This is a genomic window from Paramixta manurensis (genome assembly GCF_013285385.1).
Lineage (GTDB): Bacteria > Pseudomonadota > Gammaproteobacteria > Enterobacterales > Enterobacteriaceae > Paramixta > Paramixta manurensis.
In genome coordinates this window covers 4,480,130-4,497,264 of record NZ_CP054212.1, presented here as the reverse complement: position 1 = coordinate 4,497,264, position 17,135 = coordinate 4,480,130, and the positions used below count along the sequence as shown (strand labels likewise).

Annotated in this window: 13 protein-coding genes and 1 pseudogene; 10 read left to right on the top strand and 4 right to left on the bottom strand. The window is 52.2% G+C overall.

What is annotated here, in order from left to right:
• Positions 1-8: 8 nt before the first annotated feature.
• The 6 genes and pseudogenes from lptM to uvrD all read left to right on the top strand — a co-directional run.
• Positions 9-185, top strand: a pseudogene (gene lptM / locus PMPD1_RS22900) (LPS translocon maturation chaperone LptM); the annotation flags it as partial.
• Between the two features lie 137 nt (positions 186-322).
• The gene (dapF, locus tag PMPD1_RS21565) at positions 323-1,147 is read left to right on the top strand and encodes a diaminopimelate epimerase (protein WP_173635969.1); all 825 of its coding nucleotides are present in this window, start codon (positions 323-325) and stop codon (positions 1,145-1,147) included.
• The gene (locus PMPD1_RS21560) at positions 1,144-1,854 is read left to right on the top strand and encodes a DUF484 domain-containing protein (RefSeq protein WP_173635968.1); all 711 of its coding nucleotides are present in this window, start codon (positions 1,144-1,146) and stop codon (positions 1,852-1,854) included. Before dapF ends, PMPD1_RS21560 begins: the two co-directional genes overlap by 4 nt.
• Positions 1,851-2,759, top strand: a complete 909-nt coding sequence (xerC, locus tag PMPD1_RS21555; RefSeq protein ID WP_173635967.1) for a tyrosine recombinase XerC — start codon at positions 1,851-1,853, stop codon at positions 2,757-2,759. The genes PMPD1_RS21560 and xerC overlap by 4 nt, the downstream gene beginning before the upstream one ends.
• Positions 2,759-3,475, top strand: coding sequence for a 5-amino-6-(5-phospho-D-ribitylamino)uracil phosphatase YigB (yigB, locus tag PMPD1_RS21550; RefSeq protein ID WP_173635966.1), 717 nt, complete (start codon positions 2,759-2,761; stop codon positions 3,473-3,475). Before xerC ends, yigB begins: the two co-directional genes overlap by 1 nt.
• A gap of 58 nt (positions 3,476-3,533) precedes the next feature.
• Positions 3,534-5,696 (top strand): DNA helicase II, encoded by a 2,163-nt coding sequence (gene uvrD, locus PMPD1_RS21545; RefSeq protein WP_173635965.1) that lies wholly within the window; start codon positions 3,534-3,536, stop codon positions 5,694-5,696.
• Between the two features lie 36 nt (positions 5,697-5,732).
• Here uvrD and PMPD1_RS21540 read toward each other — a convergent pair whose 3' ends face one another.
• Together PMPD1_RS21540 and csdA are read right to left on the bottom strand one after the other, a co-directional pair.
• On the bottom strand, positions 5,733-6,143 hold the full coding sequence (locus PMPD1_RS21540) for a SufE family protein (protein WP_173635964.1): 411 nt from the start codon (positions 6,141-6,143) through the stop codon (positions 5,733-5,735).
• Positions 6,143-7,357, bottom strand: a complete 1,215-nt coding sequence (gene csdA / locus PMPD1_RS21535) for a cysteine desulfurase CsdA (RefSeq protein ID WP_173635963.1) — start codon at positions 7,355-7,357, stop codon at positions 6,143-6,145. The genes PMPD1_RS21540 and csdA overlap by 1 nt, the downstream gene beginning before the upstream one ends.
• A gap of 497 nt (positions 7,358-7,854) precedes the next feature.
• On the opposite strand from csdA, the gene corA reads away from it, so the two are divergent.
• Positions 7,855-8,808, top strand: a complete 954-nt coding sequence (gene corA, locus PMPD1_RS21530; RefSeq protein WP_173635962.1) for a magnesium/cobalt transporter CorA — start codon at positions 7,855-7,857, stop codon at positions 8,806-8,808.
• A 5-nt stretch (positions 8,809-8,813) separates the two neighbouring features.
• Here the strand turns inward: corA and PMPD1_RS21525 are convergent, their stop codons facing one another.
• Together PMPD1_RS21525 and PMPD1_RS21520 are read right to left on the bottom strand one after the other, a co-directional pair.
• Positions 8,814-12,809 carry a type III effector gene (locus tag PMPD1_RS21525; RefSeq protein WP_173635961.1) on the bottom strand — a complete coding sequence of 1,332 codons (3,996 nt, stop codon included), beginning with the start codon at positions 12,807-12,809 and terminating at the stop codon, positions 8,814-8,816.
• 173 nt (positions 12,810-12,982) lie between these two features.
• Entirely contained in the window at positions 12,983-13,453 is a 471-nt protein-coding gene (locus tag PMPD1_RS21520; protein WP_173635960.1) for a thioesterase family protein, read from the bottom strand.
• A gap of 178 nt (positions 13,454-13,631) precedes the next feature.
• On the opposite strand from PMPD1_RS21520, the gene pldA reads away from it, so the two are divergent.
• From pldA to rhtC, 3 genes are all read left to right on the top strand, one after another.
• Positions 13,632-14,510, top strand: a complete 879-nt coding sequence (gene pldA, locus PMPD1_RS21515; protein ID WP_173635959.1) for a phospholipase A — start codon at positions 13,632-13,634, stop codon at positions 14,508-14,510.
• Between the two features lie 104 nt (positions 14,511-14,614).
• A complete protein-coding gene (gene recQ / locus PMPD1_RS21510) occupies positions 14,615-16,441 on the top strand; it encodes an ATP-dependent DNA helicase RecQ (RefSeq protein ID WP_173635958.1) in 1,827 nt (608 codons plus the stop codon).
• A gap of 63 nt (positions 16,442-16,504) precedes the next feature.
• Positions 16,505-17,128, top strand: coding sequence for a threonine export protein RhtC (gene rhtC, locus PMPD1_RS21505; RefSeq protein ID WP_173635957.1), 624 nt, complete (start codon positions 16,505-16,507; stop codon positions 17,126-17,128).
• The last annotated feature ends 7 nt before the right edge of the window (positions 17,129-17,135 follow it).

Genomic DNA, 17,135 nt, shown 5'->3' with positions numbered 1-17,135 from the left:
GAATGAGAATGAGTAAAATGATTTGCCGGCTGGCGCTGGCGCTGGCGCTGGCGAGTTTGGCCGGCTGCGGGTTGAAAGGGCCGCTCTATTTTCCGCCAAAAGAACAACCGCAGAAGCCGGTAGAACAACCGGTTCAGCCGCAAACCCAGCAGAGTGAAACGTCGGCTCAGCCAGAACAGAGCACGTCACCGACTCAGCAGCAGACACCGTCGGGCCAGGTAGAACAACCTGCTCAACAGCCGTCGCAGTCGCAGCCACAAACTAACCCGCTGACGGGCACACAAACGGCGCAATAATCATGGCGCAATCGGCGGAGCAGAAAATGCAGTTCTCAAAAATGCACGGTCTGGGCAATGATTTCATGGTGGTTGATGCCGTGACGCAAAACGTCTATTTCTCTCCGGAGCTGATTCGCCGTCTGGCCGATCGTCATCTGGGGATCGGCTTCGATCAACTATTGATTGTGGAACCGCCTTACGATCCCGATCTCGATTTTCATTACCGTATTTTCAATGCCGATGGCAGTGAAGTGGCACAGTGCGGCAATGGTGCGCGCTGTTTTGCCCGTTTTGTCCGCCTGAAAGGGCTGACCAATAAGAGCGATATTCGCGTCAGCACGCAAACCGGTCGGATGGTGCTCAGCGTCACTGAAGATGAGCGGGTTCGGGTTAATATGGGCGAGCCTAATTTTGATCCGCAGCAGGTACCGTTTCGCGCCAATAAGGCGGAAAATCTCTATCTGATGCGTGCCGCAGAACAAACGGTAATGTGCGGCGTGGTGTCGATGGGTAACCCGCACTGTGTTATACAGGTAGATAGCGTTCAAACCGCCGCGGTAGAGATGTTAGGGCCGGTATTGGAAAGCCATGAGCGTTTCCCGGAGCGGGTGAACGTCGGTTTTATGGAAGTGGTGAATCGCGAACATATCCGGCTGCGTGTGTATGAACGCGGTGCGGGCGAAACCCAGGCCTGCGGAAGCGGCGCCTGTGCCGCGGTTGCGGTGGGGATTCAGCAAACACTCCTTGCGGAAAAAGTCCGCGTTGATCTGCCGGGCGGGAGTTTGTATATCGCCTGGAAAGGGCCGGGGCATCCGTTGTATATGACCGGGCCGGCCACACACGTTTACGACGGGTTTATTCATTTATGAAAAATGTCGGAGAACAGGAACAGCCAACCAGCGATAGTGTGCTGGATGACAGCGCCGTAAGTGATTATTTACTGCGCAATCCCGATTTCTTCATTCGCAACGCGCGCCAGGTTGAGCAAATGATGGTACCGCATCCGGTGCGCGGTACCGTTTCGCTGGTTGAGTGGCATATGGCGCGTCAGCGCAACCACATTAACCAGTTGGAAGAAGAGATCACGCTGTTAATGGAACAAGCGACCGCTAACCATCAATTGTTTGATCGCTTGTTGTCTTTACAGGGGCACCTCGCCGCCGCGCCTTCGTTGCATGACATGCTGAACCGTCTACATCGTTGGGCGCGTGAGATGGGGTTGGCGGGAGCCAATGTTCGCCTGTTTAGCGATAAATGGCGCATCGGCGCGCCGTCTGATTTTACCCAGCTAGCGCTCTCGCGTCAGGCATTCGAAGCAGTGCGCGTTCAACGGTTAGGGAAAGAGCAGCACTACCTCGGCAGCCTGAATGGCCCGGAACTGCTGTTACTGTTACCGCAAGCCAAAGCGATTGGTTCCGTAGCGATGTCGCTAATGGGCGATCACGGAGACCTGGGGCTGTTAATCTTTAGCAGTCGGGATAATCAGCACTATCAATCCGGGATGGGAACGCTGTTGTTGCAGCATTTAGCATTGATGATGCCGGATTTACTCTCCCGCTGGGTCGAAAGGGCATGAAGGGCGATTCGCCTCTTCACGCTGCTATTGAGGGCTTTTTGCGTTATTTGAAAGTAGAGCGGCAGTTAAGCCCCTTAACGCAAAAAAGCTATGCCCATCAGTTAGCGGCGCTTTGCGCACTGGCGGATGAGATGGGCATTACCGATTGGGCCACGCTGGATGCCGCCCACGTACGTTCGCTGGCGGCCCGTAGCCGTCGCGCCGGGCTACAACCGGCTAGTCTGGCGTTACGTCTTTCAGCATTACGTAGTTTTCTTGACTGGCAAGTCGCGCAAGGCAAATTGAAGGCTAACCCGGCGAAAGGGATTGCCACGCCACGCGCACCGCGGCATCTGCCGAAAAATATTGATGTCGATGAAGTAAACCAGCTGTTAGAGATTGATCTAAACGATCCGTTGGCGGTACGCGATCGCGCGATGCTGGAAATTATGTACGGTGCCGGGTTGCGACTTTCTGAACTGGTGGGGATTGATTGCCGCCACCTGGATTTGGCCTCCGGCGAGGTCTGGGTGATGGGGAAAGGCAGTAAAGAGCGGCGTTTACCCATTGGTCGCACGGCGGTGACTTGGCTTGAACATTGGTTAGCATTACGCGATTTTTTCGCCCCGGAAGATGAAGCGGTATTTCTCTCCAGCCAGGGGCGACGGATTTCGGTGCGTAATGTACAGAAACGCTTTGCCGAGTGGGGGATCAAGCAGGGCGTAAGCAGCCATGTACATCCGCATAAATTACGCCACTCTTTTGCCACGCATATGCTCGAATCCAGCGGCGATTTACGCGCCGTACAAGAGCTGTTGGGTCATGCAAATTTATCGACCACGCAAATCTATACCCACCTCGACTTTCAACATTTGGCCTCGGTTTACGATGCCGCACATCCCCGTGCCAAACGAGGAAAATCCTGATGCATTTTTATCGTCCGCTACATTCAATCAAGGCGATGACATTCGATCTTGATGACACACTGTATGATAATCATCCAGTGATTCGGAAAACTACCGCAGAGTCGCACGCTTTTTTACAGGCCTATCATCCTGCCTTGCAGGATTTCTCGCTCGAAGATTACCAGACGTTGCGTAACCGGCTGTTAGCGCAAGAGCCGGACATCTATCATGATGTCAGTGAATGGCGGCGGCGCGCGGTAGAGCAGGCCATGCGCGACATCGGCCTGACGGCGCAAGAAGCCGCAGAAGGGGCGGATAAAGTGATGGAGGTATTCGCCCACTGGCGCAGCAAAATTGAGGTGCCGGAAGAGACGCATATCACGCTGGCGGCGTTGGCGGAGCGTATGCCGCTGGTGGCGATTACTAATGGTAACGCCCAGCCTCATCTATTCGGGCTCGACAAATACTTTCGCTTTGTGCTGCGCGCCGGGCCGGACGGACGTGCTAAACCTTACGAAGATATGTACCATCTGGCAGCCGTTCGGCTCGGTGTGCCGTTGGGCAATATCCTGCATGTGGGGGATGATCTCACCACCGATGTGGCCGGTTCACTCCGCTGCGGTATGCAATCCTGTTGGATCAATCTCCGTGAAGGGAACCTGATGCATATTCAGGATTCACGTTTGCTGCCGCATATTGAAATTTCGCAGTTGGCATCGCTGACCACGCTGATATAATAATCTGTATAAATATCCAGTAATACGCGCAAGCGTTTTCTCTGACTGAACGGTGCTTATGGACGTTTCTGATCTGCTCAACAGTTTGAATGACAAACAACGCGAAGCCGTGGCGGCGCCACGCAGCAATCTGCTGGTGCTGGCTGGCGCGGGTAGCGGAAAGACGCGCGTGCTGGTGCACCGTATTGCCTGGTTACTGGCGGTCGAGAACTGTTCGCCCTATTCGATAATGGCGGTGACGTTTACCAACAAAGCGGCGGCGGAGATGCGCCACCGTATTGAGCAATTGGTTGGCACCAGCCAGGGCGGCATGTGGATCGGGACTTTTCATGGTTTAGCGCATCGTCTACTGCGAGCGCATCATTTGGATGCGAATTTGCCGCAGGATTTTCAGATTCTGGATAGCGAAGATCAGCTACGACTCTTAAAACGCCTGATTAAAGCCATGAATCTGGATGAGAAGCAGTGGCCGGCGCGCCAGGCGATGTGGTACATCAACGGCAAAAAGGATGAAGGCCTACGGCCTAAGCATATTGAAAGCTACGGGAATCCTATTGAGCAAACCTGGCTGCGCATTTACCAGGCTTATCAGGAAGCGTGCGACCGTGCCGGGCTGGTGGATTTCGCTGAGCTACTGCTGCGTGCGCACGAACTGTGGCTGAACAAACCGCACATCCTCAATCATTACCGCGAACGTTTTACCAATATTTTAGTGGACGAATTTCAGGATACGAACAATATCCAGTATGCCTGGATTCGAATGCTGGCAGGGGACACTGGTCGGGTTATCATCGTGGGTGATGACGATCAGTCCATCTATGGCTGGCGCGGCGCGCAAGTTGAAAATATTCAGCGGTTTTTGAAAGACTTCTCCGGCGCACAGACTATTCGTCTTGAGCAAAACTACCGTTCGACGAACACGATTCTGAAAGCCGCCAATGCCTTAATTTCAAATAATAATGGTCGGCTGGGCAAAGAGCTCTGGACCGATGGTGCCGATGGCGAAGCAATTTCACTTTACTGTGCGTTCAATGAGTTGGATGAAGCTCGCTTTGTGGTTAACCGCATTAAAGTGTGGCAGGAAAACGGCGGCGCGCTGAATGATTGCGCCATTCTGTACCGCAGCAACGCCCAGTCACGCGTGCTGGAAGAGGCGCTGCTCCAGGTCAGTATGCCGTACCGTATTTACGGCGGTATGCGCTTCTTTGAACGGCAGGAAATTAAGGATGCGCTGGCATATTTGCGCCTGATTGCTAACCGGAATGACGATGCGGCATTTGAACGGGTGGTGAACACGCCAACGCGCGGCATTGGCGATCGCACGCTGGACGTGGTGCGGCAAACCTCGCGCGACCGTCAGTTAACGCTGTGGCAGGCGACACGGGAGCTTTTGGTTGAAAAAGCGCTGGCAGGCCGCGCCGCTTCGGCATTACAACGGTTTATTGAGTTAGTTGATTCTTTGGCACAGGAAACCAGCGAGTTACCGTTGCATATACAAACCGATCGGGTGATTAAGGATTCTGGTTTGTGGTTGATGTACGAACAAGAGAAAGGCGAGAAGGGCCAGGCGCGTATAGAAAACCTGGAAGAGCTGGTGAACGCGACCCGGCAATATAGCTACCAAGACGAAGATGAAGATTTGTTACCGTTGCAGGCCTTTCTCTCTCATGCCGCGCTAGAGGCGGGCGAGGGGCAGGCGGATAAGTGGCAGGACGCGGTACAACTGATGACCATGCACGCGGCAAAAGGCCTCGAGTTTAGCCAGGTTTTCATTGTGGGCATGGAAGAGGGCATGTTCCCTAGCCAGATGGCGTTGGATGAGGGCGGTCGGCTGGAAGAGGAACGTCGGCTGGCCTACGTTGGCGTAACGCGCGCCATGATCAAGTTAACGCTAACCTACGCCGAAACGCGGCGCCTGTATGGCAAAGAAGTGTACCATCGTCCGTCGCGCTTTATTGGCGAGCTGCCGGAAGAGTGTGTGGAAGAGGTGCGCCTCCGCGCCAGCATTAGCCGCCCGGCCAATCATCAGCGGATGGGCACCCCGGTTACGAAAAGCGACAGCGGTTTTGCTCTTGGGCAGCGGGTGCGCCACGCCAAATTTGGCGAAGGGACGATTATCAATCTGGAGGGCAGTGGAGAACATAGCCGGTTGCAGGTGGCCTTTCAGGGGCAGGGGATCAAATGGCTGGTGGCGGCCTATGCCCGGCTGGAGAGTTGTTAATTTATGGCTACCCTGAGTTAGCCATTTTCCGCTTCTTCACTTGGCTGTGAGGAGGGCTGATTCGACTTCATCCACTACTAGCCCAAGTCCCATTGGCAGTGATTCTTCGTAATGCTTTTCAATCCCCAGCGTCTGGAAGATACGGGCGATATTGTAACGGGTGATATCGCGGTTTGCCGGGTAGTTAATGCAGGTGAACATTATCGACATTAGCCCCTTAATTAAAATACTATCGCTATCACCGGCGAAGTAGAGGGTATGCTTATCCATCTGCCGGGTAAATACATAGGCAACGTTTTGGCAATTAAACAACTCTTTTGCTTTTTCTCCGTCGGGGATCGGGGGGATCGCCGGAGCCTGAAGCATAATCGTGATGTATTTTTTGCTAAGCGTATCGCACTGACTGAATAGATCAATTAGATTATCTGGAATAGTAATGGATTTCATTATGGTCTTAAAATTTTTAATGTTTGTTTAATAGCGTCAATAAAATGAAAGGCGTCGCTTTCATTATTATAAGGCGCCAGCGAGGCACGTAACGTCCCACTAATTCCAAAATGCTTCATTAGTGGAATGGCACAATGTTTTCCTGAGCGAATAGAAATGCCAAATTCAGAAAGTAGCGTTGAAAAATCAACATGGTGTAGCCCTGAAATATTAAAGGAGAGAATACTACTTCCCGGTTGAGAATAGCGAATATAGCCGGGAACAGTGCTTTGCAGTTCGCGATCGATAATATCGACAAGTTGTTTGCTGTGATTTTTTAGCACTTCCATATCGTAGTTTTTCAACCAATCCAATACGGCACCAAAACCCAGAATACCGGCGATATTGGGTGTGCCGGCTTCATATTTAAACGGCGATTTTTTGGGAATAATGGTTTCTCCTTCGAGCGTGGAAAGCATTTGTCCACCACCGTATACAGGAAAAAATTCATCGGCGATATTTGGAGAGTAATACAATACGCCAACCCCGGTTGGCCCGTACATTTTATGTGCCGACAGCACATAGAAATCGATGCCGCTGGCGATTACATCAAGCGGGCTGTGTGCAGCACCTTGTGCGCCATCAACCGCGACTTTCACCCCTTTTCGGTGCGCTTTTTCTATCACTGCCTGTATATCTGGCATGAATCCGGTAACATTCGACATTTGGGTTAGAGCGATAAATTTTGTTTTTGCACTAATTAGCGTATCCAAACACTGAACGTCAATGGTACCGTTTTCACGTAAGGGAAGGCGTACGATCTTTGCGCCTTTAATTTTTGCCACCATTAGCCACGGAATGAGATTGGAATGATGTTCTGCATCATTAATAATAATTTCGTCACCGTCTTTAATTGCATGTTGTAAGTATCCATATGCAATCATATTGATGGATTCAGTTGCACCTCGGGTCCAGATGACATTTTCCACCGCCGGACTATTAATCAGGCTTGCGCATTTATAGCGTGCCGCTTCATATTGTTCAGTCGTTTCTTTTCCCGTTTGGTGTAGACTACGATGTACCGTTGCGCCATTATTAGCAAAGTAGTCATTAATAGTATCTATCATTACTTGAGGTTTAAGCGCGGTGGCAGCACTATCAAGATATACCATGCCGATATTTTTTATTGCCGGAAATTGTTCTCGAAAATGATGGTTATCAAAATTTTGTTTCATTAATTAGATATCCCTGTGTTTTTTTTGGCTATATTTTGATCAGGTGCGTGATTCTATATTTAATTGAAAAGAAAATCGTACCTATATTTCTCGAGATTTTTTGGTGATTTATGTCGTAATGGTTAGTAATTTTATTGACTTTGGCATGAAGAAGTCTGGGCGAGAAACCCTATTATTGTTGGGTGAGAATTGTTCCGGCTGGTGGGAATTAAAGCGTGCAAGGCACGCTTGACGCCTTTTTCGTCTCAGCGTAACATGCGCGCACGATTACCCTAAGAGGACACTCGCCTTGGACACACCCAGTCGATACTGGCTCATTAACCTGCTGCGCAGGTGCAACGCCTAAGGCTATCCTCTTTTGCTGATAGCCTTCGTGGTTGTTAGCGACCCTCTGTATTTCCCCGTCGCTCGAGTCAGCGTAGAAAACTGATCGAAACAGCATTGTTTCCGTGTTCAAGCGTACTGTCCCACTTGTTGCTGCTATTGGGAGTACTGCTATGCTGAGCGCATTTAAACTGGATGAAAGCCGTCTGGCACGTCTGGAGCTGGAAGAGCCTGCGGATAAACTGGTTTCCTCGGTATGGGTTGATTTGATCGAACCCGAAGAACACGAGCGTGAGCGCGTTCAGAGCGAGTTAGGCCAAAGCCTGGCCACGCGCCCGGAACTGGAAGACATCGAAGCTTCCGCCCGTTTCTTCGAAGACGAAGATGGCCTTCATATCCACTCCTTCTTTTTCTATGAAGATGCGGAAGATCACGCCGGGAATTCTACGGTAGCGTTTACCATCCGCGAAGGTCGCCTGTACACGCTGCGTGAACGCGAACTCCCCGCGTTTCGCCTCTATCGTATGCGGGCGCGTAATCAGATTTTGTCCGACGGCAATGCGTTTGAACTGTTGCTTGATTTGTTTGAGACCAAAATTGAACAGCTAGCGGATGAGATTGAGAACATCTATAGCGATTTGGAAAAACTCAGCCGTGTGATCATGGAAGGGCAACAAGGCGATGAGTTTGACCAGGCGCTTTCAACCCTGGCGGAGTTGGAAGATATCGGCTGGAAAGTTCGCCTGTGTTTGATGGATACCCAGCGTGCGCTCAACTTCCTGGTGCGGAAGGCGCGTTTACCGGGTAATCAGTTAGAACAGGCGCGTGAGATCTTGCGCGATATCGAATCGCTGTTGCCACACAACGAATCACTGTTTCAGAAAGTGAACTTCCTGATGCAGGCGGCAATGGGCTTCATCAACATTGAGCAGAACCGCATTATCAAAATCTTCTCGGTGGTCTCGGTAGTGTTCCTGCCGCCAACGCTGGTTGCCTCTAGTTACGGTATGAACTTTGCATTTATGCCTGAGCTAAAATGGAGCTTTGGCTATCCTGGTGCCATCGGCTTAATGATCCTCGCCGGGCTGGCGCCTTACCTCTACTTTAAGCGCAAAAACTGGTTGTAATAGGATTAAGGTGGCGGAAACTGTGCGGCAGTCCGCTGGCCTTCGTTACTCTTGTTGTATTGAAAGCGCACCGCATAGCGTAGGCCTTTGGTGCTGGCATCGCGGGCGCGTTCGCGGATAATCAGCATCAATGGCCGCCAGCTTCCGCGCATTTGTAATATTTCATCTACCGCTTTTTCCAATTCGCCGACCCGCGCCTCGTCACCACTATTCCGTGCCAGTTGAATCAGCGCACGATAGCTGTCGATCTCTGCGCCAGCTTCACCTTTTAGCGAATAGTTGACGTTATACAGGCAATATTTACTCTGTTTTGCCAGTTGGGTAATGGTTTGTTCAAACTCATCCATAATGACGGCGGCTTGCTGGCGTAGCTCTGGCGTGTCGCGCCGGTCTCCGTCAGGCTCAAGCGTTTCAATACAGCGCATTAGCCACTCTTCCCGGTTGGCGGAAATTTCCGCCAACATATCGGTCGCGCTACTGTAATGACGGTCAAGATCGGCATCTTGCTTATCATCAATGGTAAACGGGGAAATTTCATGCCGTTCTACGTGCCAGGCAATATCACGATTGATGGCGAACTGAAGCGGCGCAGAGAAGCGCCCGCTGCTGCCCGCGCCATGGCTAACCGGGGCGTTGGAAAGTGGAGAGCCATTGAGGGCGGCGCTGACAATGACACGCTGCTGCGCGCTGTCACCTCGCACTTTATCCACATGAACCGCGCCATTTTGTTCGGCGCGTCGATCATGAGTGCGTTCGCTTTCTGCGGCGATCGCCAGTTCGTTATTGGCCCACTGTGAAATATCATGGTGCTCGCTATGGCTGGCGAAAGGTAGCCGTATCGCGGCGCGCGCGCTGAGGTTAAGCGTGTCGCTTTCGGCAAAGACGTGACTGATGGAAACGTCCGGGTTCCGGGCCAAAACCGCTTCTAACGGGCTGGAATAGGCTCTTCCCTGTTCCGCCTCTAACGTATCCCAACGAACCATACTGTCCAGGCAGTTAAACATCTTGCTGCGCATTTCATCGTCCTGGAAGCGCTTGCGGAAAAAGCGCATCAGCGTGGCATCTGTCTGCGCTTGCTGACCGCGCAGACGACCGGTCAAGCCGCCTTGAACGGATAAACCGGGCAGTATTTCAACCCCGGCAGAGACGCCCAGGCTGACTTCTGCCGCCAGCGTCCGGGCTTTTCCGAAGGACATCTCCATGCCCAGGATCGGCATAAACAGTTGAGCAAACGCCTCTTCGCTCCGCGCCACCTCCATTGAAAACGTCGGTGCGACCACCGAAGCGAGGTTATAAGGTAATGATGGTAGGCCAATCCCCAGCGTTCCGCCGCCGCCGAGTCGCACGCGATCGCGTAAACGGCTTCCTTCAATCAGTGGCTTGAAAAAGGTCAAAATATCCTGTTTGTCCTGAAAATGTCGCTCCTTTAGCAGACGAACCGCCGTGCCAAATTCATCGATATTAGGAGGCGGAACGGCGTGTGATAGCGCTTCCGGGAGCTTTTGGCGTAATTCGTTATCCAACCGGTTTAGCGCTTCATGAACGGTCAATTTTTGCCGACATAATTCAGCAATAAACGGCGGTGCGGATGAGGAGGTTAACTTATCGAACCAGTCTCGCCCCGCATGATGGTGGGTGGAGGGCGGAGAGAGTTTTTTTAACGCGCGTTCGATGGCGCGTAGATCGGCGCGGCCCAGCGTGGTGTGTGCCAGCGGCGTGTCTTTTTTTTGCAGATGGTTTAACACCACTTGTGCGGCGGTGGTTAGTTCAGCAAGCCCATTCTCACTATTGGCTTGCTCAGAACCGTGCGCAATTAGCTGATGCAATGTCTGCTGTTGGCTATCAATTAATCTGGCCACCTGACTACGCAACGAGTCCATGCCCATACTTTGGCTAATCTCAAAAACGCGCTCCAGCGTTTTGGCATTGAACGGCGTTTTATTCAGCAGCGGCACCCATTCCCGCCAGCTATGTCCGGCATCGTCCGGCTGTTGCGCCAGTGCGCGTAGTACCCATTCGTTGGTGGTTTTGAGCAGGCGTTGATTATCGCGCGCATACAGTGAACCCGGCGCGTTACTGAGATAACCATTACGCACCGCGTTGTACGCGGCCAAGTCGACATCATCCAGGTTTTCATCGCGACCTTGTGCCTTAGCCTGTGCAACCTTGCGTGCCTGACCGAGCCACTGTACAACCGCCGGATCCTGTTCGGTTTGCATTGCCAAATCGGCGTTCCAGAAGGTGCGCAGCGCTTTTGATTGATCCGCATTGGGCGGCGTGTCGCCCGCGTTGGAAAGGAGCTGTAGTAAGTCGGCGCCACGCGGCAGGGTACAGAGTTGGCGGCACAACGCGGTAAGCGCGATTGCTTGGTCATCCTCTGCGCGTTGGGTTAACCAATGGGTTACCGGGTAGTCTGCCAACGCATCAAGCACCTTGCTTGCCAGCGAGGCGTTAAGGCCGGTGACGGTAGACAATGATGACATCACAATGTCGACCACCAGCCAGGGCGGCTGTTTGGTCAACGCGGGGTTATCAATGAGGCGTGTAGCCAGCGCATCCAGTTTGGGAATTAACAGCGTTTTCGCGTCATTGCCGCCCAAGACTTGGGTGAGGCGAAGATGTAGATCCTTCTTCAGTTGTTCAAGTTGCGCTTGGTCCGGACGGGGCGCATCGGCGGGAGAGGGCGCTGGCGGCGTTGCCTGGTTGAGTAACGCCGCGCTTTTCGCAGCATTAACCCACTGTTGCCGACTCTCCGCATGTTGTTGTAATAAAATGCTATTGTCAGCGTTAAGTTTCTCCAGCAACTTATCAACTTGATACGCCACCTCGGCTGCGTTGGTGTCCAGGCTATCCAGATGGCGCATATTGGCGGCCAGGGTCTGTTCCGCCGCCTCGCGCAGCGCTTGATAACGGGTAATATCAGTCAGGATCACCTCGCGTCTCAGCGGTTGGTTTTCGCTATTAGGAACGTTGTCGAGGTTATTGAGTGCCAGATGCAATTTATCCAGCATTTGCGTGGCTTCTTGCAGTCCGCTATTGGCGCTATCCATGCTGACGCCAATATCCATTAACAGGCGAATTTTTTCACTGTTGAGCAGTAACAGTAACTCGGTGGTTTTGCGCTGTGTTTCGCTGCCGCTTTGAATATTTTCCGCTTCGGTTTTCAACTCTGCGAAATGTTTCAGAGAAAAATCCAGTTTCTTATCCAGTAAATCGGCATAGTCACTGAGCTTAAAAAGCGCAATTGCCGCCGGATGTTCAATACTCTGCCGAAGAGCGGCGCTACATGCGGCGACTTGCTGCTCAGCCAGTTGAATACGGGTTTCACTTGCTGACGATGACGGCGTGGTGGTCGCCCGGCTGCCATAAGCCTTTTCCAGCACCTCAATGGCGGCTTCCAGTTGGGTTTGCTGCTCGGCAATATGCTGCTTCAACGCCTGACTTTGTTGGGAAATCGCCTCCCTGTCAGGGCGCTCATCGGCATTGCCCTTATCCGGCGTCGCGGAGCCATACAGCGAGGCCTTGTTCTTTAACGTGTCAGGTTTTAACCACGGGATCAGTTTAGTCAGGCGCCGACGGTGCGGGGATTCCGCCGGACGTTGCCACAGCGAGACCGGCTCTTTTTCCAGCGAATCGACGAGGGCTTGCGCATGGCGGATAAGGCGCTGGCTTTTTTGGAGCGCTGAAATTTCATCCTCTGTTTCACCCTCGAACAGATCGATTTCCGGTGGAGACTGGCGTAACGGGCGGTTAATGGTACGCCCGCTGCCCGGCACTACGGCAGAAAAATCCAGCGCGCGTCGTGTCAGCTTATTTTTAAACGAGGTGCTATTTTTCGCGGCCAAAGCGGTGGTTTTCGCCTGCCCGGCCTGCACACGGGCTGCCGCCTCTTTTCCAACCCGTTTTGCGCCGGGAGGTTGCGCGCCCAAAGAGCGCGTGCTATCCGTTTCCGCTTCATTGGGCGGTGGGGTGTTCGGATGAATAAGGCGGCTTAACTTCATGGGCATTCCTTACATTACTGTTAAAAAGCCATGTAGGTGACGCAACGGGCTCAGACAGACTGGCCCGTGCGTGTTAGCCGCTATTCTGTAAACAGATGCTTATCGTGACAAATGCCTATTTATTCTATGGTTACCCACATTTAATGGCGGGTAACTCTCAATCGTTACTCGAATTAGCCTACCAGGTAAGTGGCGGTGGCGCTGGCAATATAGACGCCGGCATCGTTGTGCAACTCTACGCGTGCGACCGCCACCTTATTACCGGCGCGCAATAAACTGCTGGAGGCAGTAAAACGCTCTCCGCGCCCGGGGCGCAGATAATCCACGCGCAGATCGATGGTGCCCATTTTTGCCAGGCGTTGTCGCAACTCCGTTTCGGTAATCGTTTGCTGGCGCGTTAGGGAGCCGCTGACACAAACCAGCCCGGCAGCCACGTCCAACACTGATGCGATAACCCCGCCATGCAGAATTTTTTGCGCTGCATTACCTACCAACATCTCCTGATTGGTAAAGCTGAGTTCCGCGTAGTCCGCCTCAAGGCGTTCCAGCTTCAGACCAAGCGCCTGATTAAACGGCATGTGATAAACAAAAATTTCTCCAATCAGATGACGCGCCGCGTCCTGCGATAACGGAATTCCTGACATGGTTTGCCTTCCTAAAACAGTAAAAAAGGGGCTGAAAATGTTAATGAGGTGGGTATTTTATGCTGCCAGTAATAGGCTTTCCACTTTCAGACTGTCACGCTGATATTGCTATAAATTTGTGTGTAGAATGACCTGCTTTTTTACACTTTCATCGCACAGCGCTTCAGCGGAGAACACTATGCGCATATTAAGAGGATTGCTGACGGCAAGCGTATTTCTGCCGGTTCTGGCACAAGCACAGGAAGCGACAACCAAAGATATTCATGATGCGCCGGCGGTACGCGGTAGCATTATTGCTAACCTACTGGAAAAACACGATAACCCTTTTGTGCTTTATCCTTATGAAAATAATTACCTGCTTTACACTTACACCAGCAATATTAATAAAGACGCTATTCAATCGTATGATTGGGCTGATAGCGCCAAAAAGGATGAGGTAAAGTTCCAGTTAAGTCTGGCATTTCCGCTGTGGCGCGGCATATTAGGCGATAACTCGGTCCTGGCGGCATCCTATACGCAACGCTCCTGGTGGCAGCTTTCTAACCGGGGAGCTTCGTCACCTTTCCGGGAAACTAACTACGAGCCGCAGATTTTCCTCGGCTGGGCGACCGATTATCAGTTTGCCGGTTGGACACTACGTGATGTGGAGATGGGGCTAAATCATGAATCAAATGGTCGTTCCGATCCTACTTCTCGCAGTTGGAACCGCGTGTATGCGCGTTTAATGGCGCAGAACGGTAATTTCCTCGCTGAAATTAAACCCTGGTATCGCCTACCGGAGAGTAAAAGTAACGACGATAACCCGGATATCACCAAATATATGGGCTACTATCGTGCGAAATTGGGTTATCAATGGGGTGAGAGCATTTTCAGCGTTCAGGGCAACTATAACTGGAATACCGGTTATGGCGGTGCCGAGATGGCGTGGAGTTACCCGATAAGCGAACATGTTCGTTTCTACACCCAGTTATTTAGTGGTTATGGCGAGTCGCTGATTGATTACAACCATCGCCAGACGCGTATTGGTGTCGGCGTGACGTTGAATGATTTATTCTAACGAAATCCTGGCGGGGGAGTGGTACCATTCTCTGCCTCGAATCGTTGGGCAAGATAAGTGCGGCCCGGGTTCATATGATCATTGCAAGATAAGACGGGGAAGATGTGTCGACAGCCGCAGTAATCAACCAGGAAATGCTGGCAGAACAGGTATTACGCGATACCTTCGGCTACCAGCAATTTCGCCCCGGGCAGCAAACCATTATTCAGAGTTCGCTGGCTGGTCGTGATTGCCTGGTGGTGATGCCCACCGGCGGCGGTAAATCCCTCTGCTATCAAATCCCGGCCTTAGTGCGTGAAGGCCTGACATTAGTGGTTTCGCCGCTCATCTCGCTGATGAAAGATCAGGTTGATCAACTGTTGGCGAACGGGGTGGCGGCGGCCTGTTTGAATTCCACGCAAACGCGAGAACAGCAGCAAGAGGTCATGGCGGGCTGTCGCAGTGGACGTATTCGTTTGCTGTATATTGCGCCGGAACGCTTGATGATGGATAACTTCCTCGACTCGCTGGCGCACTGGAACCCGGCGATGTTGGCGGTGGATGAAGCTCACTGTATTTCGCAGTGGGGGCATGATTTCCGCCCTGAATATGGCGCGTTGGGGCAATTGCGCCAACGGTTTGCACAATTACCGGTCATGGCGCTGACCGCCACGGCCGACGAAACCACCCGTAATGACATTGTTCGGTTACTGCAACTAAACGATCCGCTGATCCAGATTAGTAGTTTTGACCGCCCGAATATTCGCTACATGCTGGTGGAGAAGTTTAAGCCTACCGAACAATTGCTGCGCTATGTTCAAGATCAACGCGGTAAAAGCGGCATTATTTACTGTAATAGCCGCGCCAAAGTCGAAGATACCGCCGCACGTTTACAAAGCCGGGGTTTTAGCGTCGGTGCCTATCATGCCGGAATGGAGAATACCCACCGCGCGCAGGTGCAAGAAGCCTTTCAACGCGATGATTTGCAGATTGTTGTCGCAACCGTGGCGTTTGGCATGGGGATTAATAAGCCTAATGTGCGGTTTGTGGTGCATTTCGACATTCCACGCAACATTGAATCCTACTATCAGGAAACCGGGCGCGCCGGGCGTGATGGCTTACCGGCGGAGGCGATGCTGTTATACGACCCGGCGGATATGGCATGGCTGCGGCGCTGTCTGGAAGAGAAAGCGCCTGGGCAATTGTTAGATATTGAACGGCATAAGCTCAATGCGATGGGCGCTTTTGCCGAGGCGCAAACCTGTCGTCGTCTGGTATTACTTAACTATTTTGGCGAAGGGCGTCAGCAAGCGTGCGGCAACTGTGATATTTGCCTCGATCCCCCGCGCCGCTATGACGGGCTGGTTGAAGCGCAAAAAGCGCTCTCCTGTATTTATCGTGTGGGGCAGCGTTTCGGCATGGGATATGTGGTTGAGGTGCTGCGCGGTGCCAATAATCAACGTATCCGGGAACTGGGGCATGATAAGTTGCCGGTGTACGGCTTAGGACGCGATCAGAGCCATGAGCACTGGGTGAGTGTCTTACGCCAGCTTATTCACTTAGGGTTGGTGACACAAAATATCGCTATGCATTCGGCGCTCCAGTTAACCGAGGCGGCTCGCCCTGTGTTGCGCGGTGAAGCGCCGCTGAGGTTAGCGGTACCGCGTCTGGTCAGTATTAAAACCAAAAACAGTAGCCAGAAATCGTATGCCGGTAATTACGACCGTAAACTGTTCGCCAAACTGCGTAAGTTGCGTAAAGCGATTGCCGATGAAGAGAATATTCCACCTTACGTCGTGTTCAATGACGCCACACTAATTGAAATGGCAGAACAGATGCCGCTGACCGCCTCAGAAATGCTGAGCGTAAACGGCGTGGGGCATCGAAAACTGGAGCGATTTGGTAAACCGTTTATGGTCATGATCCGTGAGCATGTTGACGGTGAGGAATAAGCCGCCGATAGCTTATTGGCGATGAATTGCGAATATTATTAATGAAACCAGAAGGATAACAGCATGCTGGCGCTCTTTTTTACCGTGGCGGTGGTGCATTTAGTGGCGCTGATGAGCCCCGGGCCTGATTTTTTCTTTGTTTCACAAACGGCGGCCAGTCGCTCGCGCAAAGAAGCGATGATGGGCGTGCTTGGTATCTCGTTGGGGATTGTGGTGTGGGCCGGTGTCGCGCTCATGGGCCTGCATCTGCTCCTGCAAAAGATGGCATGGCTGCATCAGATCATTATGGTTGGCGGTGGGGTTTATCTACTGTGGATGGGCTGGCAGTTGCTGTGCTCGGCGCGGCAGCGGCACCAGAGTTCACCGCAGCCAGAGGTTGCCGTCGCGCTACCGAAAAAAGGCCATAGCTTCCTGAAAGGTTTTCTCACCAATCTTTCGAACCCTAAAGCGGTTATCTACTTTGGTAGCGTATTTTCACTGTTCGTCGGCGATGATGTCGGTTCAGGCGAGCGTTGGGGGTTATTTCTGTTGATTGTCGGTGAAACCTTTGCCTGGTTTACGCTGGTGGCGGCCATTTTTGCTTTACCGTGGATGCGCCGTAAATATCAGCGCCTGGCAAAATGGATTGATGGTCTGGCCGGTGTATTGTTTGCCGGGTTTGGCCTCCATTTAATTCTCTCACGCTAAGCATTAT

What these genes read in the sequence shown, in the direction of transcription:
- corA (WP_173635962.1), top strand. Translation starts at nt 7,855, where the DNA reads ATGCTGAGCGCATTTAAACTGGATGAAAGCCGTCTGGCACGTCTGGAG.
- PMPD1_RS21520 (WP_173635960.1), bottom strand. Translation starts at nt 13,453, where the DNA reads ATGTCAGGAATTCCGTTATCGCAGGACGCGGCGCGTCATCTGATTGGA.
- PMPD1_RS21540 (WP_173635964.1), bottom strand. Translation starts at nt 6,143, where the DNA reads ATGAAATCCATTACTATTCCAGATAATCTAATTGATCTATTCAGTCAG.
- yigB (WP_173635966.1), top strand. Translation starts at nt 2,759, where the DNA reads ATGCATTTTTATCGTCCGCTACATTCAATCAAGGCGATGACATTCGAT.
- csdA (WP_173635963.1), bottom strand. Translation starts at nt 7,357, where the DNA reads ATGAAACAAAATTTTGATAACCATCATTTTCGAGAACAATTTCCGGCA.
- pldA (WP_173635959.1), top strand. Translation starts at nt 13,632, where the DNA reads ATGCGCATATTAAGAGGATTGCTGACGGCAAGCGTATTTCTGCCGGTT.
- PMPD1_RS21525 (WP_173635961.1), bottom strand. Translation starts at nt 12,809, where the DNA reads ATGAAGTTAAGCCGCCTTATTCATCCGAACACCCCACCGCCCAATGAA.
- PMPD1_RS21560 (WP_173635968.1), top strand. Translation starts at nt 1,144, where the DNA reads ATGAAAAATGTCGGAGAACAGGAACAGCCAACCAGCGATAGTGTGCTG.
- xerC (WP_173635967.1), top strand. Translation starts at nt 1,851, where the DNA reads ATGAAGGGCGATTCGCCTCTTCACGCTGCTATTGAGGGCTTTTTGCGT.
- uvrD (WP_173635965.1), top strand. Translation starts at nt 3,534, where the DNA reads ATGGACGTTTCTGATCTGCTCAACAGTTTGAATGACAAACAACGCGAA.
- dapF (WP_173635969.1), top strand. Translation starts at nt 323, where the DNA reads ATGCAGTTCTCAAAAATGCACGGTCTGGGCAATGATTTCATGGTGGTT.
- rhtC (WP_173635957.1), top strand. Translation starts at nt 16,505, where the DNA reads ATGCTGGCGCTCTTTTTTACCGTGGCGGTGGTGCATTTAGTGGCGCTG.